Below are 20,719 nucleotides of genomic sequence, written 5' to 3' on the forward strand. Positions count from 1 at the left end.
CGATGACCATGACCCGGAACGAGGCCGAATGGGCCGCGGTCTTTCTGGCAGCGGGCGAACTGACCCGGCGCGGCTATTCGGTCAGCCTGAGGCTCGGGCCGAACGCGCCCTGGCCGACCTCGTCGTGCGTGCCCCGAGCGGTGCGAGCTTCATTGTCGACGTTAAGGGTAACCGCAAGCCGGGGGCCTGGATGGTGAAGCCGAAGCAACCCACACCCGGGCTATTCTATATGCTGGTGCGCCCTCGGCATGAGCCCGACCGGCATCGACCGGGCGGCCGACCGTTTCTACATCATGCCGCAGGCCGAAGCGCTGCGGCTCACCAAGATCAACCACAAGCATCCCGGACTGAGCGGTTTCACTTCTGCCGCAGCGGCCGGATCACTCGATGCCTGGTCCTGCCTCCCGGGGTAACCGCAAAGTTCGCCTTGCAACGCGTGACGGGCGTTCCTTCGTCCGGATGATGAGCACTTCCGTTGGGACGCCCAATGCGAGGCGATCATGCCTAGTGTGGCGTCCGACACGATGGAGTTCTGAGCGCCGTGCACAGTTCCGGCCTCGACCGACGCGACAACCCGAGCGAACTCATTGTGAAGCTCTGACTCACGCGGCGGTAGCCGGTTCGATTATTATTGTGATCCTGTCGGCAAGCCGGCCGGTGGGCCCAATCTGGGAGAGCCTGCCTAGCTGACGCCCATGCATAAGGCCGAGCGTTTCATCGATGCGAGATTTGTCCAGACGCCGCCTTTCGGAGCTCGCCTAAACGAGCTAGCGTCGCTGGGGTGGAGCTGCTCGAAACCCAAGAGTCCGTCGTGGACGCCCAAGCGGCGGGAGAAACTGCGCCTTTGCGAGCCCTTGTCGGGGCAGCCAATGCGCGACCGAAGACCAGTCGCGACCTAACGCCTTTCCTCACTGCGCCGGAACGCGTGCTTTTCCTCGATATAGAGACCACCGGTCTGAGCCGATATTATGACAAATTGACCTTGGTCGGATTCGAGATCGACGGGGTCTATGATGTGGTGCTCGCTGGGGAGTCTCCTGAGCGGTTGCATGATGCCTTGGCGTCCGCCTCAAGCATCGTCACCTTCAACGGTTCGACGTTCGACCTGCCGTTCCTAGAAGTGGCTTTCCCGGATATTCGCTGGCCGCAGCACCATGTCGACCTCCGCTATGCATGCCGCCGTCTCGGATTGACCGGTGGACAGAAGCGCATTGAAGGCGAGATCGGCGTTGATTGTCGAGAAGGACTAACAGACATCGATGGCGCGTTTGCGGTGGTCCTTTGGCACCGCTATCTGAGGGGCGACGTTGGGGCGCTCCGGCAACTGATCGACTACAACCGCGCCGATGTGCGGGCGATGACACATATTCTCGATCACGTCATTGCCAACCATGCTGAGCCCGACCTTGTTGCGCGGATGCGCCCTGCGACAACCTTTGCAAGGCAAATGGACATGCGCCTTGGCTTCGGCCTTCCGGACGCTGACCTTCCGAACCCGCCGGTTCGGGCCCGACGGGCGATGACGTTTCAGTCGTTGTTCGCCGAAACTCCCGCTGCAGTCGCCACCGTGGTGGGTTTAGACCTCACAGGCTCGGCCAAGCGCCCCTCAGGCTTTGCAGTCACGCGGGGTGATTACGCGGAGACGATGCTTCTCTCATCGGACGATGAGATTCTCGAGTCGGTTTTCGCGGCCGATCCCGATCTTGTGTCAATCGATTCTCCCCTCTGCCTCCCTGTTGGGCGGACCTGCGAGACAGATGATGATCCGATGCGCAATATTGCGGGGATCATGCGCGTCAGCGAGCGCATTTTGAAGCGCCGGGGGATCAATGTATATCCATGTCTGCTCCCAAGCATGCAGCGCTTGACGGCGCGTGGAATTCGGCTCGCGGCCGCCATCCGGGCGCGTGGCATTCCGACCATCGAGTGCTATCCTGGCGCCGCACAAGACATCATGGGCATCCCGCGCAAGGGGGCCGGTCTGGAATGGCTGAGACTCGGACTTGAAGAATTCGGCGTGCAGGGTGCGTACGTGAAGGAGGGGGCATCTCATGACGAGTTGGATGCGATCACCTGCTCGCTCGTCGGTTCATTCCATTTGGCGGGGCAGACGGAAGCGATTGGCGGCGTGGGCGAAGAACCGATGATGGTGCCGGATCTCCATGCCAAACGCGCTGTCGTCGTCGGAATTAGTGGTTCAATCGCGGCGGGGAAGACAACCGCCTCAAAACATCTCCAGCAGCACGGCTTCGGCTACACGCGGATCAGCATGGTGATTGATGAGACGCTCCGAGAGCTGAACCTCGCGCCCACCCGCAAGCATCACCAGGAAGTTGGAATGCGCCTGCACGAGGAAAAGGGGCAATCTTGGTTGTGCCGGCGTGCAATCGAGCTCCTACCAGAGGGCACGACCGACTTTGTCATCGATGGGCTGCGCTGGACCGATGATGTGCGGTATTTCCGAGAACGCTTCGGCGGTCGCTTCTTACATATTCATATTACCGCGCCTGAGGTCGAGAGACGCAAACGGTACAACGATGCCGTGAAAGGAGTGCCGTTTGATATTGCCGTTGCGCATCCCGTCGAACAGGGGATAGCGGCCGCAGGAGATTTGGCCGATGTGACCCTGGCGAACGATGGAGCGCTTGCTTCATTCCTCGCTCGTGTCGAAGAGCTTGCGAGAAGTTGGAACGATGCCGATTGATGTTGTCGTAGGAGGCCAATTCGGATCCGAGGGCAAAGGCAAGGTCGCGCTCTGGCTGAAACGCACGAAGCGCGATCATACGATCGTGGTCCGGCCCGGTGGCACTAATTCTGGCCACACCGCCTATGATCGGGACGGTCGTCGGCTGGTGCTGCGCCAACTGCCTGCTGCCTGCGTCGATGGCGATGTCGAAATCGTCTTTCCCGCTGGCAGTTACATCGATCCGGAGATTTTGCAGCGCGAACTCAACCTCACCGGCATCGATCCTGCGCTTGTCCACATCGATGCTAGAGCCCAGGTAATCTTGCCTGAACATCGGGATGCCGAGACGCAATCCGGGCTTGTGGGAAGCATCGGCTCTACGGGGTCGGGCACGGGTGCGGCGGTGATGTCGCGGATCGCCCGCTATGCCCCTGATCATATTCGGGGCGTACCCATTGAAGAGCATCCATTTCTTCTAAGGTTCGTCGACGACACCTCTGCGCGTATGACGCGAGCGCTAGCCGCCGGCGACGGCGTACTGGTCGAGGGGACTCAGGGGTTCGGACTGTCGGTTCTCCACGGCGACAGCTGGCCAAAAGCGACTGCTCGCGACACGACCGCTGCCGGCTTCCTTAGCGAGTCCGGCCTGCCGCCGCGCGGCATTCGCGACGTCGTGATGGTCATTCGCTCCATGCCTATTAGGGTGGGCGGTGATTCTGGCCCGCTCTTTGGAGAAACGAATTGGGACGCGGTGCGCGACGATTCCGGCAGCCGAGAGAGTGTTGCGGAGTTCACGAGTGTCACGAATCGGCTGCGCCGCGTGGGCCATTTCGAAGCGGCGACGGTAAAGCGTGCCATTGCCGCGAACGACCCTACGATGATCGTGCTAAATCATCTCGACCACATTGACGCCTGCGTGGCGCACGACGCTGCCATGTCGGCCAAGGCTATGCGCTTCCTGGAGGAAGTCGAGACCGGGATTGGGCGCGCGATCGATTTTATTGGCACCGGGCCCGAGAGGCTTTCGGCTAACGTTCCTGCAGGGCTTTGCTTATGAGCCCTTGGGTTGCTGAGAACGACGAGGAAGAAGCACGCAACCGGGCAGAGCACTATTTGCACCGGGACCCTTTTCCTGACATCCCGTCGGCCCTGCTCTCGACCGAACATATCATAGCCTATGCGCGGGAGACCGCGATGATCTGGCCCGCGCACGGCATCGACAAGGACAAAGACAAAGGTCGGGACGGAGCGCTGAAGTCGGCATCCTACGAGACCAAGCCGGGCTCTGTCTTCATGTATTTCAATGATAAGGGCGAATTGGTCAAAAAGCGCCTGGATAAGCGAGACAGGGACGGAAAGCCTGCGCCGCCTGGTACGATACGGCTTCCCGCAAACTCGATCACGTTCGTGTCGACTAAGGACCGGTTCTTTCTCCCGAGCTATATCGCGTTGCGCTTCAATTTGCGCATCAAGCATGTTCATCGAGGGTTGCTACTGGGAACCGGACCGCTCGTGGATCCAGGATATCACCGACAGATACTGATCCCGCTGCACAACTTAACCGACCAAGAATATCATATCTCGACGGACGAGGGTCTGATCTGGGTCGAGTTCACCAAAACCTCGACGCTGCCTGAAGGCAAGAAGTATACTTTCGATCCAAAACCCCTTGCCGTGCCACCTGTGCTGCCAAAGAATACTCAAAAGGGGATCGAGGAGCATCTGTTCAAGGCCAGCGCGGGTTTCCCGATCCGAAGTTCGCTGCCGACCGCGCTCAATGAAGTGAAGGAAACGGCGGAGACCGCAGACCGCCGTTCGAAGCTTCTTCAGGGGGTTGGTATCCTAGCTCTCGTTTCGTTCGTCATCGGTCTGATTTCAGTCTTCATTTCCATTTTGTCGCTTCTTTCGAACACCAACGCCCAAATGCGCGCACTCACCGAGAAGGTTGCAAAATTGGAAGAGAAAGCTGACCGTAACGAGGGCAACACAGAGGGGACAGGAGCGAGATGAGCCCGGACCTCTATCGCGTTCTGGCGGGAGCTGTTGCGCTGACCGGATCTCTCGGGGCGCTAGCGCTTGCGGCTACAGCGCTGCTGAAGCGACCCGAAAGTGCAAGTTTGTTCGTGGAAGACCAGTTTGGTTATTTCCTTGTGAAGGCTCTCGCTGCGCTTATCCTCGGTTCCGTCGGAATCTGTGGTTTTTTCAAAGCCATCGATTTCCTCGTGAGGGTCTAAGGCTCTCAAACGTATTCCCAAACAAGGTCTTGGCTTGGCCGAGATATGGGCTCCAGTGCCTTCACAGACTATCCGCTGCTCGCTCATCGTCTGAGCAGCGCCCGCCAGCCCCCCGCGGCCATCGCCTTTGCCTCCGTCGCTCGCCTCCGCACGCGGGTCATGAGGAAGTCGGAGCGCCCCTGCCACTCGGCGCGAACTCGCTCTTCGCCATAAAGCGCAATAGCCATCTCCCGATAAGAGGCACCGTCCGCGATCGCATCCCCGACACGCAGTGTCTCAAGCCTCCGCGGCAGGCCGGGCAGGCTGAGCTGGCCAAACGTCGTGACCGGAGCGCTCACCGTGAACGCATTGCCCTTACGTGAGCGGCGGTCGGCGAGCTCGGCATCCAGCTCGAAGCTGATCCAGCTTGCCAGGTCCTGGTGACCTGCCAGCACGAAGCTGACCTGCCGGCTGCCCGTCGAGAGCATCTGCGAAGGCGTCAGCCCCGAGCTATAGGACCGGTCATCGGCATAAATCGGCGTCGCCTTGCTATAGTCGATCGCGGCCATGAAGCCGCCGTCGGCCCAGCGCGCGCCGCCGATGCCCGAATATTGCTGCTGCACATTGCCGCCTTCGGTCGACGCCCCGATCCGCGCGCTGGCGAGGACGCCGGAATAGTCGCGACGCAGAAGGATGTTGGCGACGCCGCCGACGGCGTCCGACCCGTAGAGGGCGGAGGCGCCGTCAGCGATCACCTCGATGCGTTCGAGTGCGAGAAGCGGAATGGTCGAGATGTCGACGCCCTGATTGACGGCGTCGTAAGGAAGGCGGTGACCGTTGATAAGCGTCAACGTCGCGTCCGAGCCCAGCCCGCGAAGGTTGAGCGTCGTCGCATTGTTGAGGTTGTTGTATCCGCCCTGGTCACCGCCTCCCGCGACCCCGGGGTTTTGCCCTCCGGTGAAATTCTGCGGGATGATTCGCGAAACGCCCGTCATGTCGGGGATGCCCTGTTCCTCGAGTCCGCGGCGGGTCATCACGATCACCGGCGAGGGACCGGTCGCGCCGCGGATGCGCGTCCCCGTCACCGTGATCGCCGTGCCGGCGGTCTCGTCCTCGTCGGCTTGGGGACGCACCCGCACGACGAGCGCCCCGGCTTGCTCCTCGACGACGAGGCCGCTGCCCTCGAGCGCGTGGCGGACCGCCTGCTCGGCGGTCAGCCGGCCCTGCACCGCAGGGGCCTGGCGACCGCGCACATCGGCATCGGCGAAGAGAATCTCGCGGCCGCCCTCGCGACCGATCGCGCGCAGGGTCGTCGCGAGATCCTGTGCCGGCAACGCCCATGCGACCTGCGCCTCTTGCGCGCTGGCCGGCAGGATGACCATGCCGGCGGGGAACGCGGTGGCGGCGAGCAGCGCGGCACATAGCGCCTTTTTCGAGATCGTCATTCTTCCCTCCCATCGCCAGTTGCTCCGGCGTTGGGGGATTGACGCGGCGCAGGTCCAATTACGGGGTCGATGCGAGAATATTTTTCGGAAGATCGACGCGGGCTAGAGACGCACGGATTTCGCACATTCGACGGAGCAGGTGGCGCCAGTGATCGGCCGCAGCGCCGAGCATCACGGGTTTTGCAGGACTTCTGTCCGAAATTTGTTGTTGTTTTTCGGACAAGAGGTTAGAGGGGTGTCCGAAATATGTAGGTAAATTTCGGACATGGCCAGTCCAGACCTCAAGACGCAGATCATACGGCGCGTTGCCTCGGCGAAGCCGCGCGCGGTCTGGACGCCTGTCGATTTTCTCGACCTCGGAACTCGGGATGCGGTCGACAAGGTGCTGCAACGCCTCGTCAAGACCCGCGGCCTGCGCCGCATAGACAGAGGCCTCTACGACAAGCCGGATATGAACAGCCTGACGCGCCAGCCCACCGCCCCCGATCCGCGCGAGGTGGTCGAGGCGATCGCGCGCCGCGACCAAATTCGGGTGCTGGTGGACGGGATGACCGCAGCGAACGATCTGGGTCTCACCAACGCGGTCCCGTCGAAGATCGTGGTGCACACCGATGCGCGGCTACGCTCGATCCATCTCGGCAACATGATCATCACCTTCAAGCTCACTGCGGCGAGCAAGCTTTATTGGGCAGGTCGGCCGGCAATGCGTATTGTCCAGGCGCTGCACTGGCTGCGCGATACGCTGTCCGACTCCGACGATTGGCAAGACCTAAGGCAGCGGGTCGATGATATTCTGCACAGCGGTCCGAACGCGACCAAGGTTCGCAACGACTTGCGGGACGGGCTCTCGACCCTGCCGACCTGGATGCACGATTTCCTCAAACCGCTTCTGACGGCGAGACGCCCTGCATGAACCCGGCCTTTGATCCAACAGCAGGTCAACGATGCTAAGCCGGGCTGAAATCCGCGAGCAGGCTAACTGCGCAAATCAAGACACGCCCGAGATAGTGGCTAAGCACCGTGGCCAGCTCCTCCTTCGAGACTAGGGGGCGTCAGCCGTTCACATAAGGGTGCGGGAGGGCGATGGATTGGTGAAGTCGGTTGGCTCCCGTTCACCGCACCCGAACCCGTTCTCGATGGCCCCGGGGCGGCACCTCGCCCTGCGTGTCTTATAATGCGAGTCCTGCCGGGCACGCAGTTGAGTTTTGCGGATCCACCCAAGTACATATGGACAATCCGGCAAGAGAATAGTATAGGAGAAATGTTGGCGAAGTTAGGTAAGGGCTGTTGAACCAGGACTCGAACCGCAAATTGGCTCCTCGAAACGAGTCTATTTGGCGGTATAAAATTGACTTCGATTTTAGTTAGAGAAATCTTCTCAAATTGATGTCGATATTTATCAGGTTCTCTTCTGGCACCATTTTCCTTTTGGCGAGCAACAGCCACCGCCATTGGCGGCGCATCGGCTCCGCTTTGGTCCGCGACGCTCGTCGACGACCCGTAGGCCGCCTCTCAGAGCCGCCCGAGCCGGTCGAGCACGCCCGCGGGCGGGTCGTACTTCACATGTCCCAGATAGGTCAGGTTCGCCTTGAGCGCGATGTCGCCGGGATTGGCCGCGCGCGCAGGGACCGGCAGCAGCGGCAGGCCCGCCGCCTCGAAGGCCTCGGCGACCAACGACGAGCAGATGAACCGCCCGTCATTCCCGCGTCCGATATCGACGGGACCGACCATGCTCAGGCAGCGGTCGCGCATCGAGGCCGGCAGTTGCTCGCACACCATCCGGCCGAGCTGGAATTTGGCGTGCGCGACGATCAGGTCATAGTCATAGGGGGTGCCGATCTTCTGGCCGACAAAATCGCGCGCGATCAGCGCCCGGTCGTCGGTCAGCGCCGGATGGCGGAAGGCGACCCCGACATAGCTGTGCGCGAGCGCGTCGGTCAGCGTGCGGTGGACCACGCCCTCGCCGATCGCCTCGACCACCATGCCGCCGCCGACATAGAGCATGACGTGGCTCACCGGCGATCCGATCCGGCGGATCGCGATCGACGGCGCCTCGGTGGTGGTCGACACGATCAGGTCGCCGATCTTGAGCGCGGCATGGTCGAGCGAGCGCCCGCCGACCGCCGGCGACAGCGGGATGTCAGGATTGTTGATCCAGTCCGACAGCCCCTGCTGCTCGACATAGCTCAGCGCGTGATAGCCCGGCGACAGCCCCAGCGCGGTCGGCGGCAGCCCGTTCTCGATCTCCTCGAGCGTGGTGCGCCACTGTAGCGCAACGGTGTTGCGCACCGCGACCGAGAAGCCCTTGGGCCCGCGCACCTCGCGCCACAGGATCTTGACCGCCTGCTTGGCCAGCCAGCTCGGCCCCGGCGGGGTGGTCGGCACGTCGGGCAGCCGGTTGAGCATCTTCTGCTTCTCGAGCGCGGCGTGGAACATCCGCGCCGCCAGCCGGACATGGTCGTTGCCGATGCTGCCGAAGCTGCGGTCGGGATAGAAGAATTGCAGGATTTCGCGCGCGGTCTCGGCTGGATCGCCGTCGTCGGGGTTGGGCACGGTCGGCGTGTCGAACGCATTGGCGCGCCACGACAGCGGCACCGGCCGGTTGAAATTTGCGCGCACCTCGGCCTCGAATGCCTCGACCAGCCGCTCGGCATCGATCTGCGGCACGCCGCGCGCGGTGAGCGCCGCGATCAGCGCGCCGCGCGCAGTGCCGGCGAGCAGCGGCGGCGGGACATAGGCGGGCTCCTGGCTTCGCGCATAGGAGAAGGCCTTGGCGCCTGCGGGCCAATGGACGATCTGGATGCGCAGCTCGCCGTCCGGCCGCGACGCCTCCGCCTCGAACTTGCGCAGGAAGGTGGTGAGGGTCTCGACATTGGTGCCGGCGTTGCTCGGATTGATCAGCGTCAGCTTCGTCCCGTCGGCGGTGCCGTCGCCCTTCATCGCGATCAGCACGCGGGCATGGATCATCGGCTTGGTTGCGCCTTCGTCGGTGGTCACCCAGAGCGGACCGTAGCTGCGCAGCATCTCGGCCCAGCGCTCGATCGTCGGGCTTTGCGGCGCGAGCGCGACCAGCCCGGCATCGGCGAGGAAATCGACCTTGTCGGCGGCGAGCAGTCCTTTGGTGGCGCCCTGCGCGAGCAATGCCGACCAGCGCGCGCCGACACCGGCGATCGCGCTCTCGACCGTCTCGGAGCGTTGGCGCTTCCAGTTGGCGAGCATCGTGTAGACCGTCGCCCAGCAGGTCTTGGCGCTCGCCTGCTGGAGTGGCGCGAGCGCGCCGTCGGCGGCGACGTCGATCGCGTTGAAGCTGCGCACGCGCGGCTGGCCGAGCGCTCCCGGCCGGACGGGGCCGGGCCGGGCCGCGGCGATCAGCGCGCTGGCGGGGCGGGGCGCGGGCTTCGGCCGACGCTTCACCGGGACCGCCGGCGTCGCCGCCGGGGCATAATGGAGCCGCAGGCCGCGCTCGATGTCGAAGATGCTCTTTCCCATTATTCGTCCTCCGCTTCCGCTTCGTCCTGGCTGTCGCTCCAAGGCGAATGGGCGTTCTCCTCCGGCTCGGCGTCGAGCGAGTCGAACGCCTCCTCGGTGTCTTCCTCCTCCTCGGCGAGGCTGGATTCGTCGTCGCTGGTCAGCGCCTGCGCCTGCAGCCCCTGCGCGCGCGCCACGCGCGCGAGGAAAGTGTCGCTGTCGGCATCGCGGCGCAGCGGGACGCCAGCAGCCTCGGACATCGCGGCGAGCTCGCTCAGCAAGTCGAGATCGTGGAGCTCGCGCGGGCTCGACAGCGCGACCACCGGCTCGGGCGCGACCGGATGGAGCGCCATGCCTTCCTCGAGCATGTCGAAATGCCGGTCGAAGTTGAAGCGGCCGAGCTGGAAGCTGTTGGCGTGCGACATCGCGCGACCGAGCTGGCCGAAGATCGCGTGCCGGTCCTCGGCGGGCGGAGCGGGTTCCTCCGCGGCCGGCGCCGGTGCCGCGGGCGCTGCCGGCGCTGCGATCAGCTGCGGCGCGATAGGCGCCAGCCCGTTGTCGCGCAGGATCGCGGCGACATCGTCCTCCGTTTCGGCGTCGTCGAGCGGCCCCGCCGGCGCTTTGTAGGCCGGGGCGGGGTCGGGCCAGCCCGGCTGCGGCGCCGGCGCCTCGCCCAGCGGCACGCTGAACGCGCTCGCCGCTGCCTCGCCGGCATCGGGCCAGCTGAGCGTGCTCGGCTCGGCGGCCGGCCAGCCCCAGTCTGCGGGCTCGACCGAAAGCGTGCGCACCGGCGGCGGTAGCGCCGCCAACATCGCCGGCCGCGGCCCCTGCGCCCGCACGGTGAAGCCATCGTCGCGGAAGCGCGCGCGGACCGCTGCGGGCCGGGCGGAGCTTGCCGACAGGCCGAGACTGTGCAGCCGGTGGCGGCGCGGGCGGCTCATTGCAATGCCTCGGGGCCGACGACGGCGAAGTCGACCACCGCATAGGGATCGAGCGCGATCCGCACCATATTGTCTCCTGCTCCGAGCTGGTCGCGGTCGAGCGCGAGGCGGAGCCGGCCCGGGCCGGCCTCGACCACGTCGACCGCGCGATCGTTGATGAAGGCGAGCGGAAACCCCGCCACGGGCGCCACCGCCAGATTCTCGCCCTCGATCGCGATCGCCAGCTTCTGATCGTGACGGCCGAGGCTAAGCCCCGCGACGCGCGGGGCGTTCTGCCGGCGGCGCGCCTTGTTGATGATCGCGGCGAGGTCGCCATAGCCGACCCTGGCAGTGCCATCGGTCTTGTCGGCGACGAGCTTGCCGACATCGACCTGGCGTTCGGACAGCCGCTCGACGTCACGCGCCGAGCGCACGCCGACTTGCTGAAGCGACGCCTTCACCTCGGGGGGCAGATCTTCGACGTCGTCGAGCGCGATGTCGTCCTCGATCGGCGGACGGTTGCCGCTCTCCTGGATCTGGCGGTCGGTGATCGAGCCGAGTGAGAAGCTGATCTTCGACGCGCCCTCCTCGCCGGGCTTGGCGACGTTGAAGCGCAGCCGACCGTCCTCGAAGCGCGGAAAGACGAACAGGTCCATCGCCACGTCCTGAACCGCATAGGTGAGCTTGCGCGTGACGCCCTTGACCGAAAGCGTGTCCTGCGCGCGATCGAGCTCGACGATCAGCGAATCGAGAAAGGATTCGAGCTTCCACGCGTCAGGCGTCGCTGCCGGCATCGTCCGCCTCCGCGTCAGAAAGCGCCGCGAGCGTCACGCGCAGCCGATGGAACACGGGCAGCAGGCTCGTCTCGATCCGCTGGGTCGGCGGGCTCGCGCCCAGCGCCAGCACCGCCCCGCCGCCGCTGAGCAGATCGCATTCGATCGGCATATCGACGGTGATCCGTTCGAGCCCAGCGGGGTCGCTCGGGTCGACCAAGTCCATCAACTCGCCGACGAACGCGCCGAGCGGGGGCAGCGGGTCGAGCCGGTCGATCATGCCCGTGCCCCCTTGCCGCGCGGGAACAGATTGGCGCGCTTGTGGACAAACACTTCCTGGCCATCGATCTCGGCCGGTGCGGTCGAGATGCCAGCGTTGGGGGCCTCGAGCATACGCGCGAGACGCGGGCGAGGCGGGGCGGGGGCGAGGCTTCTCATCGTGCGCGCGTCCCCACCAGATTGATCGCCGCGGGCACCGCGAAGGGCAGCCGGTGCGGCGCGAGCGCGGCGATGTTGCCGGTGTCGAGCACCGTCTCGGGGGCAAGCAAGCTCAGCGTCGCGCGGCGCACCGCCGGATAGGCCCAGAGCGCGAACGCCTCGTCGGCGCGGCCGCGCAGCTTGAGCATCGCGCGCGCGCCGAGCCCCAGCCGCTCGGCGAGCAGCGGATCGGCGAGCGCGCTGCGCACCTCGGGATCGAGCGGGGCACCGCCCGGAGCCAGCGCCTCGGCGGCCGCCGCGAGCGCGTCGGGCGAGAGCACCAGCCCGCTCTTCACCCGCGCCTCCATTCCGGCGACCGATCCCTCGGCGGGGCGTGTCCGGATGCTCGATTCCTCACGTACCACGTCGCGCGCGCCGGCATCCCAGCCATAGCTATAGTCGATCTCGGCCTCGAACCTCTTGGCTTCCTCGGCGAAGCGCCCCGCCCACACCTTGTGCCAGAACGGCCGGTGCCGCTCGGGATCGGCGAGATCGATCGCGGGTCCCTCCTCGTGGAGCGCGTCGAACACATAGGGGCCGGCGAGATGGATCAGCTGGGTCATCACCGCGCCCAGCCGCCGGCCCTGCAGCTTTTTCGGGCCACGCCAGGTCAGCGCGACGCTCAATAGCCAGTCGCGCCCCGCGCCGAGCTGCGCCACCTGGTCCGCGGGCAAGCTGATCGTGCCCGCCGGCCCGCTATCGGCGATGTCGTCGATCGCCGCGCTGCTCCGGCGCACCACTGCCAGCGTCACCGGATCCTTCACCTCGAGCGTCAGCCGCGCCTTGCCCAGCCGCGGCGCACGGCCCGAGGCCAGCCGCGGCAGCTCGACGCGCATCGGCAGCACGATCGCGCGGTCGTGCGCGAACAGCACGCGGCTCGCACCGCCGGCGGAGACGCTGCGCAGCCCCTCGAACGCCAGCCGCACGCGCGAGGTGCGCACCCAGTCGCGGCCATCGGCGCGTATCGGGCCGCGCAGTCCCAGTCCTTCCATCAGCCGGTCGAACGCGGGATCGTCGACGCCGGGGTTGAGGTCCTTGAGATGGTCCATCTCGGCCTGGTTGTTCTGGATGCCGAGCTTCATCACGTCGGTGACGCCGTTGATCAGCGTCTGCGCCGCGCGATTGGGCGCATCGACCAGCGTCTGAATCGTTTGCGGCGTCAGCACCTGCTGGAGCAGCGGCATCAGCGCGGGCAGCGCGGCGAGCAGCGCCGGGGCGACCTGCGCCTCCGAATAGCCGAGCGACTTGGCTGTCGGCGTCGTCGCGGGCGCGCGCGTCACTTGCTGGAGCAATTCGGTGAGCAGCTTGATCGTCGCCGGGTCGGCAAGCCGCTGGAGCAAATCGCCGCCCGCGCCGCCCCCGGCCGGAGCCGCGGGCGGGGTGGACCCACCCCCGCCCAGCCCGCCGAGCAGCTGGCCCACCGCCGGCGCCAGCGCGGAAAGCACGTCCCACAGCCCCAGCGTCGTGACTGGCACGCGCGTCGCCAGCCGGCTGGCAGTACGCGCCATCGGCATCACCGGTGGCGGCGGCATCGCCGGCAGGCCCTGGCGGGCCCGGACGATCGTCGAGACCGCCGGACCGTGACGCTGTGCGGTGCGATAGCTCATCATCTGGACGAACTCCGCCCCGTCCGTGAACACGCGCTCGTCGATGCCGAAGCGGCCGCGCCCCATCGCCTCGGGGCCGAGCGGACCCTGCATCGGCGAGAGCCAGACCGGACGGTCGATGAGCGAGACGCCGTCGAGCTGGCGTCGCTCGGGGCCGCCCACCGCGAAGCGGTAATAAGGCGCGGCGCCGATTTCGAAGCGGAACCAGCGTTTGCCCGCTTCGCCATCGTCCTCGGGAGCCAGTATCGCGAGCGCCACATGCCGGCCCTCCGATCAGCGGGCGGGCATGGCGGGCTGCGCCGGCGCCGCCGGAACCGCCGCGCCGGCGCCCGCGGGTGCCTGGGGGCCGTACATCGTCGCGAAGTTGTCGAGTTTGAAATAGTCGGACTTGAAGGTGATATCGACCGAGCCGGTGATCTTGGCGCTGAGATCGGTGGTCGAACGGCTCTTGGCGCTCGACACGCTGATCCGGGTCTTGCGGGTGCTGGCGGTGTGTCCCGCGCGCGGCCCGCCGAAGATCGATCCGATCAGCCCGCCGCTCGCCCCGACCGAGGTGCTGGTCGAGATCGCCTCCTTGAGCCCGGCCTTGTCGGTCTTGTCGATCGCCTCGGTCGCCTTGATGTCGAACACCACCGCGGCCTTGACGTTGCCCTTCTCCACGACGAGGCGCGAGATGCCCATCAGGATGGTCTCGCGGAGCAGCGCGCGCTGCTCGCGGGCCATCGCGATCTTGGCCTCCATGATCTTCACCTTGACCTGGTTGTCGCCGATGTCGACCGGCTCGCCCGAGGCATTGGTGAGCACCGCCTTGGGGCTGCCATCGGCCTCCTTCTCATTGTCCGAGAAGTCGATCGAGAAATCGTCGCCCTGGTTTTCGGCGAGATAGCCGAAGGCGGTGGTGTCATCGATCGCGTTGGCGAATTTGGAGATCGACTGCGTCGCGGTCTGGAGCAGCTTCTGATAGGTCGTCATCTGGTCGAGCGTGACCTTGAGGTTCGCATCGAACACGCCCTTGAGCAGGTCCTTCACGAAACCCGGGAAGTCGACCTCGTCGACGAAATCGCCGGCCAGCTCGCCCGCCTGCTCGATCCGTTTGTTCTGGTGGCGGCCGTCGTCGATCATGTCGCTGGCCTTCTCGGCCAGCGCGCGCGACACCGATTGCTGCTGCGGCCGTCCTGCCGCGGCGAGCTCGTCGTAGTTGCGGCGATAGGCCTCGCGGAACAGATCCTTTTGCTCGTTGACGTCGAGGCTGAGGAAGGTCGGCATGTTGCGGAACGCGTCCCGGGTCTTGGCGCGGGCGAGTTCCTTCAGGGATTCATTGTCGTACATGACGCGCTCGGCTCCGGCTCGAGAAGGGGATTATTCGGCGAACTCATCCTCGAAGGCGTCGTCGGAGAAATCGTCCTCCTCGGTCGTCTCCTCGCTGCTCCCGGTGAAGCGCGGCTCGTCGCCTGCCTGACCGTCGATCACCGACGAGTTGATGATGTAGGATTCGCCCGCGTCGATCAGCGCGCGGAACTGCGCGGCGGAGAGGTCGACTCCGTCGAAATCGGCGATGATCTGGTAGATCTTGTTGCCGTCGACAGCGACGCGCAGCAGCGGCCCGATCGGCAGCGAGCGGCCGAATTCCTGCTTCGAGAGCTCGGCGATCACCGTCCACATGTTGCGACGGCGCGGGCCGCCGAAATTGGCGACGATGTCGGGATCGCGCAGCACGTCGAACGCGCCCTGGAGCTGCTTGTAGATCTCCTGCGCCTGCACGAACGCCATGCCCGTGCAATATTCGGTGAGGTTGTACTGGATCTCGCGCATCGTCTGGTAGATCGGCCCCGGCGATACCGAAGTGGCATCCGAGCGCCCGGTCTCGAGCCGCTCGGCCTTCTCGATATAGGTCGCGATCTCGCCCATCAGGTTGGCCCAGAGTGGCTGGAAGCCTTCGTTGGCGACCATGCGGCTAAGCATCTGCGAATCGCCGCGCCCGATCACGCGGCGATAGAGCATGCCGCGCTCCTCGGCGTCCGAACGGCCGTCGAGCTGCTTCCAATAGCAATAGAGTTTGGTGGTGGCGCGATTGTCGACCACGTCGATCCGCCCCGACGCCCAATTGAGCACCAGCGATTCTGCGAGGCGGAACACCCCGAGCCGCTCGCCGAGCTCATATATATAGTCGATCGCGCCCGCCGCGCGGACCGCCATCGGGTCGAGCCCGAGCAGCTCGACCGAATCGAACTGCTCGACGCTGAAGTCCCAATTGCCGATCTGGTCGCCCCGATTGGCCGAAAGCAGCGGATCGTCGCCGCCTGCCTCGGCCGAGAGCGACTTGTCATAGGCGGCGAAGAGGATCTCGTCATAGCCGCCCATCTTGAAGCGCAGGTCGCTGCCCAGCCGCGCGCCGCGGCCCTGGAGGAACGACGCCATCCGGGCCTTGAGCCCGGTGATGTCGCTCGTCGCGACGCTCGGATCGACGTCGCCGCGCCGTGTCAGATAGTCGTCGACGCGTTTCGAGATCGGACCGAGGCCGCTGATCTCGTTGAGCGAGCTTTGCAGGCTCGATTCGAAATTGTTGGTGAAATCCAGCTTGGCGCCCATCGCCTGGGTCCTCCCGTCAGATGCTTGTCCGGATGCGCAGCTCGAGTGCCGCGCGCTTGGAATCGTCGAGATTGAGGCTCAGCGTCTGCTCGCTCGATTCGACCAGCGCCTCGGCGAACCGGTCGAGCGGGCCTTCGCTCAGGTCGAGATCGGCGATCAGGCTGTCGGCGAGCCCGGTGGGGTCCTTCGCCAGCTCGTCGTTGATCGGATCGCCCAACCGATTGCGCAGCAGCGCCGGATAGGCGGCGGCGAGCAGATAGCGCTTGGGCTCGCTCATCCGAATCCGGCTCAGCCGGTCGGTGACGCGCCCGATCGCGCTCGCGATCCCCTTGGCGATGATGTCTTGCGCGAGCTGCGCGGAACCCTCGTTGGAGGCGACCGCCACGCTCGCGATCGCGCTGCGCACCAGCGGGTTGAAAGTGATCTCGCGCAGCCGGATCTGCAGGAAGGGCGCGAGCGGCGGAGTCTCGGTCACCACGGTGATCGGGTCCTCGCCCAGCCCTTCGCTGATCTCCTCGACCTTGCCGTTGAGGACGCCCTGCAGTCCCTTGACCTCGATCACCGAGGCATCGAGCCCGCCGACCGTGTCCGACAGCGCGATATGGCTGTCCGACAGCTGGCCGAGCCTGCCGTCGATCCCGGTCACCTGGCCGAGCAGCGCGGTCTGCTTGTCCTTCACCGTGGTCAGCGTCTTGTCGATCCCGCCGACCTGACCGGCGAGCACGCCATGATGGCTGGTCAGCTCGCCCAGCGCACCGTCGACAGCTTCGAGTTTCCTGGAGAGGCCGGCCTGCTCGTCCGAGAGCTTGCCGAGCGCCTTGTCGAGCGCCTCGACGCGCTTGACCAGCCCTTCCTGGACGTTGGCGAGCCGATCGACGTCGCCGCGCATCTTGCCGAGCGAGTCGTCGATTATATCGACCTTGCTGCTCAGGCCTTCCTGGTTGGCGCCGATCCGTTCGACCGCGCCCTGCAGTGAGCCGAGCGCGACGCCGATCTCGCCGACCTGGCGTGCCAGCGTGTCCTGCCCGGCCGCGACCTTGTCGAGCGTGCCACGCACCGTGCCGATCGCCGCCGAATTCTCGGCGGCATCATTCTCTACCGCGCGCACCCGCGGCTCGATCTTGCGCAGCGAGGTGCCGATGTCGGAGACCTCGCTCGCCGCTTCGGCTGCCTTGGCGGCCGCCGCGCTCGCGGCCTCCGCGGCGCTTACCGCGTCCTTCACGCTGCTCTCGATTCCCGAGATCTGGCCGACCAGCTTGTCGAATCCGCTGTCTACACGGGCCTGAAGCGCGCTGAGCTCCTTGTCCAGGCGGGCGACCTGAGCGGGAAGGTCAGGCCCCTCCGATTGCTTTCCTGCCATCTACCCTCTCCTTCAATTCAGACGCGCGTCGGCGAGACGCAGCGCATCGGCGATGTTGAGCCGGCCGAAGCCGGCATGTCGGTCCTTGAAACGGGCGTCGATCCGGTCGGCGCTGTCGGTGAGGATGCGCTTGACCAGCGGGGCGCCGATCCGCGCGCCGCGGCTGCGCGCGAGGCTGTGGATCAGCGCCGCCGCGCCCGCGGCGAATGGCGCAGCGTGCGAGGTGCCGCTGGCATGCGCGACGCCCCCTCCGATCGCGGTCGACAATATCTCCTCGCCCGGCGCGATCAGCGAGATCTGCGGGCCGAAGGTCGAGAAGCTCGAGGGATTGCCGTCGGGTCCCGCCGCGCCCACCGCGATCACGCTGGGGAAGGCGCCGGGATAGTAAAAGGCTTCCTGCCCGTCATTGCCGGCGGCGGCGACGATGGTGACGCCCTTGCGCGCGGCATAGTCGATCACTTCGCGGTGCGGCAGCCCGCCACCTTCGTGGCGCACCCCGAGGCTCATGTTGATCACGTCGACACCCTGGTCGACCGCCCATTTGACGCCGTTGTTGATGTTCTCGACCAGCCCGGCGCCGACATTCTCGCCGCCGCGCTGCATCGTCGCGAGCACGCGCACCGGCAGCACGCGTACCGCGGGAGCGACGCCCTCGGGCGCGCCCTCGCCCGTCGCGGCGATGATCCCGGTCACATGGGTGCCATGGCCGACTTCGTCGTCGGGCACGTCGTCGGCGCCGATCAGGTCGCCGATGAAGTCCGACTGCCCGTCGAGAATGTCGACGAAATCATAGCCGTGCAGCAGCGATCCGCGCAGGTTGCAATGGTCGAGATCGACTCCGGTGTCGATCACCGCGACGGTCACGCCTTCGCCGCGCGACAGCCGCCGGGCGGTGGGCAGGCCGATCGCGCGGCGGGCGGCGTCGTCACGCGCCAGCCCCAGCGCGGCAGCGGCGGGCCGCGAATCGGGCAGCCGCGCCGCGGCGATCGCGCCGGGCCGCGCATCGGCGACTTCGGGAAGCAGCCGGATCGATTCGATCAGGCCTTCGGGAATCGCGCGGTTGTGCTGGAGGATCAGCCGATAGACGCGGTCGAGCCCGCTCGCGCGCTCGTCGGCGGACCAGCTGCTGCCGCCAGGGCGATATTCGTGCGTCGTCCAGACCGGCAGCGCGAAGCGCTCGAGCAGCGCGCCGATCGCCGGAGTCAGCGCATGCGCCGCGCCGCCCTTGTCGGCGATCGCGCGCTGCCAGTGCGGCGGATCGCAGCGCGCCGCCCGGCCGGGCGCCAGCGTCACGACGAAGTGCGGGCTCATAAAGGCTGCTCGCGGGCGCAGCGCATCGTCGTCGCGCCGGTGCATTCGGCGACGATCGCGCACAGCGCGCAGCCATCGTCGAAATACTGCGTATTGGATCCGTCGAGCGTCGAGAGCGACCCGCGCCAGACCGGCGCGAGACCCTCGAAGTCGCGCGATTCGGACCACAGCCGCATCAACAGGCTGTGCGTTCGGGGGGCGGGATCGCCCGACTGTCCGTTCGCTGGCGGCACGCATCGACTCCATGAGGATGCGCCACGCTGCGCGAGTCGGGTCACCCGAGCATCACCGCCCTGTCACGAGGGTGTCACCGCCGCGGAATCGGCGAAAAAAAGCGGCCGGGCGATGGGCCCGACCGCCATTCTTCCTGAAGGGATAGCGTGAAACTAGCAGCCGTGGTCCGCGGCGATCATGCGGGATCGGCCACCCGCTGCGCCCGCTGGACCAGGCCGAGCGCGTCGACCAGCCGCAGGTCGGCGGCGGCGATCGCGTGGCGCGCGGCGCGGACCCGCTCGTCGAGCGCCTCGAGGCTCGCCGCCCGCCGCTCGGCGGCCGAGGCAGGGACCGGCGCGCTGCCGATGATGCTCGCGAACAGCGCTTGGGTCTCGGCGGTCGGCTCGACATTGAGCTCGGTCGAGAGCTCGCCCTGGCAGATGCGATATTGCTCGATCGCCTTGCCGCGATTGCCCGCCGCCACATAGACTCGCATCAGCAGCCTATGGGCGTCCTCGCGCAGTGGCTCGAGCGCGGTGAGCCGGCGGCCCCACGCGAGCGCCGCGGCGCGGTCGCCGCGCGCATCGGCGGCACGGGTCAGATGGAACAGCGCGTCGAGATAGAGATGCCGCAGCCGCTGGCGCTCGATCATCGCCCATTCGAGCTCGCTCGCCCGCAGCAGGTCGTCATGATAGAGCGCGACCGCGGCGCGCAGCTGGCGATACTGCCCCGCGCCCAACGTCTCGGCGGGCATGCGCAGGATCGCCTCGACGCGGCGCTCGAACCAGATCGAATCGACCCAGCGCGCCGTGCGCCAGTTCAGCCGCAGCAATTCGTGGTGGCTGGCGTCGATCAGCGTCTCGGTCTGGCTACGCGCCTTGAGCCGCCACAATGCCGTCGACAGGCAACGCCGCGCCCGCGCATCGCTGCGTTCGGGCCAGATCGCGCCTGCCGCTTCGCCGCGCGGAACGGCGCGATGACGGTTGACGACAAGATAACCGATGATCGGCGCGGCCGATGCGGCGAGATCCACCGCTTCGCCGCGGGCGCTGAGGCTCAGATCGCCGAACAGCCGAATACGTAACTGTGGTGAGACATACATTGGGCACGCTCCCCCCTACACATTGACTATGCGCGCCCGAATCAGGTCATGTTCTGGATTGAGTCGGGACTAGCACGGCCGGGCGAAGTTATCCACAGCATTTCCCGATTGTTTCCACGCATCCATCCGCCCGGGACAAAGTCCGCGCCCGATACCCCGGGGACGGGGCGGGGACTGCCGCGCGCGGGCCGGACTGCCCGGGCTTCCGGGCGGTCCGCACAAAGAGTCGTGATTATGTCATTTTTTTTGATTCTGCGGGTTGACGGGGCGGGGCGACCTCCATAAATGCGGCGCTCCCGGCACGACGCGAACGTGTCGCCGGTTTCGCAGCGGTTTCCAATCGACGCGAATAAATCACGCTCTTTGGCTTTTGGCGGATTGTTCTGCAATCCGCTCTGCGCCTTTTAGTGTGAGGGTGCATCTTCGGATGTGCCTGCGCTCTTTGACATAGTGATTTAGATGAAGGGACATGTGGGCGGCGGCTCCGGGTCCTGGGTCCTCAAGGCTCAGGGTGCTCGGTAAAGCTTAAGCTGCTCGTACATGTCCTTTACACGT

Annotated in this window: 18 protein-coding genes; 6 read left to right on the forward strand and 12 right to left on the reverse strand. The window is 66.0% G+C overall.

Going from position 1 to position 20,719, the window contains the following annotated elements; genetic code table 11:
• Positions 1-248: 248 nt before the first annotated feature.
• From E5A74_RS21030 to E5A74_RS19075, 5 genes are all read left to right on the forward strand, one after another.
• Positions 249-413 carry a hypothetical protein gene (locus E5A74_RS21030; protein WP_166745731.1) on the forward strand — a complete coding sequence of 55 codons (165 nt, stop codon included), beginning with the start codon at positions 249-251 and terminating at the stop codon, positions 411-413.
• Between the two features lie 368 nt (positions 414-781).
• On the forward strand, positions 782-2,704 hold the full coding sequence (locus tag E5A74_RS19060) for a ribonuclease H-like domain-containing protein (RefSeq protein WP_135987204.1): 1,923 nt from the start codon (positions 782-784) through the stop codon (positions 2,702-2,704).
• Complete coding sequence (locus E5A74_RS19065; RefSeq protein ID WP_166745730.1) at positions 2,694-3,743, forward strand: adenylosuccinate synthetase; 1,050 nt, start codon at positions 2,694-2,696, stop codon at positions 3,741-3,743. The genes E5A74_RS19060 and E5A74_RS19065 overlap by 11 nt, the downstream gene beginning before the upstream one ends.
• Positions 3,740-4,696 carry a hypothetical protein gene (locus E5A74_RS19070; protein ID WP_135987206.1) on the forward strand — a complete coding sequence of 319 codons (957 nt, stop codon included), beginning with the start codon at positions 3,740-3,742 and terminating at the stop codon, positions 4,694-4,696. The genes E5A74_RS19065 and E5A74_RS19070 overlap by 4 nt, the downstream gene beginning before the upstream one ends.
• Positions 4,693-4,920: a hypothetical protein gene (locus E5A74_RS19075; protein ID WP_135987207.1), complete on the forward strand. Its 228-nt coding sequence runs from the start codon at positions 4,693-4,695 to the stop codon at positions 4,918-4,920. The genes E5A74_RS19070 and E5A74_RS19075 overlap by 4 nt, the downstream gene beginning before the upstream one ends.
• An 83-nt stretch (positions 4,921-5,003) precedes the next feature.
• Here the strand turns inward: E5A74_RS19075 and E5A74_RS19080 are convergent, their stop codons facing one another.
• On the reverse strand, positions 5,004-6,344 hold the full coding sequence (locus E5A74_RS19080; RefSeq protein ID WP_135987208.1) for a TonB-dependent receptor: 1,341 nt from the start codon (positions 6,342-6,344) through the stop codon (positions 5,004-5,006).
• Between the two features lie 265 nt (positions 6,345-6,609).
• Here E5A74_RS19080 and E5A74_RS19085 point away from each other — a divergent pair, with 265 nt between their 5' ends.
• Entirely contained in the window at positions 6,610-7,257 is a 648-nt protein-coding gene (locus tag E5A74_RS19085; RefSeq protein WP_206365920.1) for a DUF6088 family protein, read from the forward strand.
• 599 nt (positions 7,258-7,856) lie between these two features.
• On the opposite strand, the gene E5A74_RS19090 is transcribed toward E5A74_RS19085, so the two are convergent.
• The 11 genes from E5A74_RS19090 to E5A74_RS19140 all read right to left on the reverse strand — a co-directional run bounded on the left by E5A74_RS19090 (position 7,857) and on the right by E5A74_RS19140 (position 20,164).
• Positions 7,857-9,833 carry a papain-like cysteine protease family protein gene (locus E5A74_RS19090; protein ID WP_135987210.1) on the reverse strand — a complete coding sequence of 659 codons (1,977 nt, stop codon included), beginning with the start codon at positions 9,831-9,833 and terminating at the stop codon, positions 7,857-7,859.
• Positions 9,833-10,753 (reverse strand): hypothetical protein, encoded by a 921-nt coding sequence (locus E5A74_RS19095; protein WP_135987211.1) that lies wholly within the window; start codon positions 10,751-10,753, stop codon positions 9,833-9,835. Before E5A74_RS19095 ends, E5A74_RS19090 begins: the two co-directional genes overlap by 1 nt.
• Positions 10,750-11,526: a hypothetical protein gene (locus tag E5A74_RS19100; RefSeq protein ID WP_135987212.1), complete on the reverse strand. Its 777-nt coding sequence runs from the start codon at positions 11,524-11,526 to the stop codon at positions 10,750-10,752. The genes E5A74_RS19095 and E5A74_RS19100 overlap by 4 nt, the downstream gene beginning before the upstream one ends.
• Positions 11,507-11,785, reverse strand: a complete 279-nt coding sequence (locus E5A74_RS19105; protein WP_135987213.1) for a hypothetical protein — start codon at positions 11,783-11,785, stop codon at positions 11,507-11,509. The genes E5A74_RS19100 and E5A74_RS19105 overlap by 20 nt, the downstream gene beginning before the upstream one ends.
• Positions 11,786-11,939: 154 nt before the next feature.
• On the reverse strand, positions 11,940-13,847 hold the full coding sequence (locus E5A74_RS19110; RefSeq protein ID WP_135987214.1) for a hypothetical protein: 1,908 nt from the start codon (positions 13,845-13,847) through the stop codon (positions 11,940-11,942).
• Positions 13,848-13,862: 15 nt separating this feature from the next.
• The gene (locus E5A74_RS19115) at positions 13,863-14,918 is read right to left on the reverse strand and encodes a hypothetical protein (RefSeq protein WP_135987215.1); all 1,056 of its coding nucleotides are present in this window, start codon (positions 14,916-14,918) and stop codon (positions 13,863-13,865) included.
• 30 nt (positions 14,919-14,948) lie between these two features.
• Positions 14,949-16,178: a hypothetical protein gene (locus tag E5A74_RS19120; RefSeq protein ID WP_135987216.1), complete on the reverse strand. Its 1,230-nt coding sequence runs from the start codon at positions 16,176-16,178 to the stop codon at positions 14,949-14,951.
• Positions 16,179-16,194: 16 nt separating this feature from the next.
• Positions 16,195-17,538 (reverse strand): hypothetical protein, encoded by a 1,344-nt coding sequence (locus E5A74_RS19125; RefSeq protein ID WP_135987217.1) that lies wholly within the window; start codon positions 17,536-17,538, stop codon positions 16,195-16,197.
• Positions 17,539-17,550: 12 nt separating this feature from the next.
• Positions 17,551-18,849: a S8 family serine peptidase gene (locus E5A74_RS19130; RefSeq protein ID WP_135987218.1), complete on the reverse strand. Its 1,299-nt coding sequence runs from the start codon at positions 18,847-18,849 to the stop codon at positions 17,551-17,553.
• Positions 18,846-19,082 carry a hypothetical protein gene (locus E5A74_RS19135; protein WP_135987219.1) on the reverse strand — a complete coding sequence of 79 codons (237 nt, stop codon included), beginning with the start codon at positions 19,080-19,082 and terminating at the stop codon, positions 18,846-18,848. Before E5A74_RS19135 ends, E5A74_RS19130 begins: the two co-directional genes overlap by 4 nt.
• Before the next feature lie 176 nt (positions 19,083-19,258).
• Positions 19,259-20,164: an AfsR/SARP family transcriptional regulator gene (locus E5A74_RS19140; protein WP_135987220.1), complete on the reverse strand. Its 906-nt coding sequence runs from the start codon at positions 20,162-20,164 to the stop codon at positions 19,259-19,261.
• Between the last annotated feature and the right edge of the window lie 555 nt (positions 20,165-20,719).

It is taken from the genome of Sphingomonas naasensis (genome assembly GCF_004792695.1).
Taxonomy (GTDB): Bacteria; Pseudomonadota; Alphaproteobacteria; order Sphingomonadales; family Sphingomonadaceae; genus Sphingomonas; species Sphingomonas naasensis.

Bases quoted from the DNA above. Each gene is read 5' to 3' on its own strand.
- E5A74_RS21030 (WP_166745731.1), top strand. From the start codon at position 249: ATGAGCCCGACCGGCATCGACCGGGCGGCCGACCGTTTCTACATCATG.
- E5A74_RS19065 (WP_166745730.1), top strand. From the start codon at position 2,694: ATGCCGATTGATGTTGTCGTAGGAGGCCAATTCGGATCCGAGGGCAAA.
- E5A74_RS19070 (WP_135987206.1), top strand. From the start codon at position 3,740: ATGAGCCCTTGGGTTGCTGAGAACGACGAGGAAGAAGCACGCAACCGG.
- E5A74_RS19075 (WP_135987207.1), top strand. From the start codon at position 4,693: ATGAGCCCGGACCTCTATCGCGTTCTGGCGGGAGCTGTTGCGCTGACC.
- E5A74_RS19080 (WP_135987208.1), bottom strand. From the start codon at position 6,344: ATGACGATCTCGAAAAAGGCGCTATGTGCCGCGCTGCTCGCCGCCACC.
- E5A74_RS19085 (WP_206365920.1), top strand. From the start codon at position 6,610: ATGGCCAGTCCAGACCTCAAGACGCAGATCATACGGCGCGTTGCCTCG.
- E5A74_RS19090 (WP_135987210.1), bottom strand. From the start codon at position 9,833: ATGGGAAAGAGCATCTTCGACATCGAGCGCGGCCTGCGGCTCCATTAT.
- E5A74_RS19095 (WP_135987211.1), bottom strand. From the start codon at position 10,753: ATGAGCCGCCCGCGCCGCCACCGGCTGCACAGTCTCGGCCTGTCGGCA.
- E5A74_RS19100 (WP_135987212.1), bottom strand. From the start codon at position 11,526: ATGCCGGCAGCGACGCCTGACGCGTGGAAGCTCGAATCCTTTCTCGAT.
- E5A74_RS19105 (WP_135987213.1), bottom strand. From the start codon at position 11,785: ATGATCGACCGGCTCGACCCGCTGCCCCCGCTCGGCGCGTTCGTCGGC.
- E5A74_RS19115 (WP_135987215.1), bottom strand. From the start codon at position 14,918: ATGTACGACAATGAATCCCTGAAGGAACTCGCCCGCGCCAAGACCCGG.
- E5A74_RS19120 (WP_135987216.1), bottom strand. From the start codon at position 16,178: ATGGGCGCCAAGCTGGATTTCACCAACAATTTCGAATCGAGCCTGCAA.
- E5A74_RS19125 (WP_135987217.1), bottom strand. From the start codon at position 17,538: ATGGCAGGAAAGCAATCGGAGGGGCCTGACCTTCCCGCTCAGGTCGCC.
- E5A74_RS19130 (WP_135987218.1), bottom strand. From the start codon at position 18,849: ATGAGCCCGCACTTCGTCGTGACGCTGGCGCCCGGCCGGGCGGCGCGC.
- E5A74_RS19140 (WP_135987220.1), bottom strand. From the start codon at position 20,164: ATGTATGTCTCACCACAGTTACGTATTCGGCTGTTCGGCGATCTGAGC.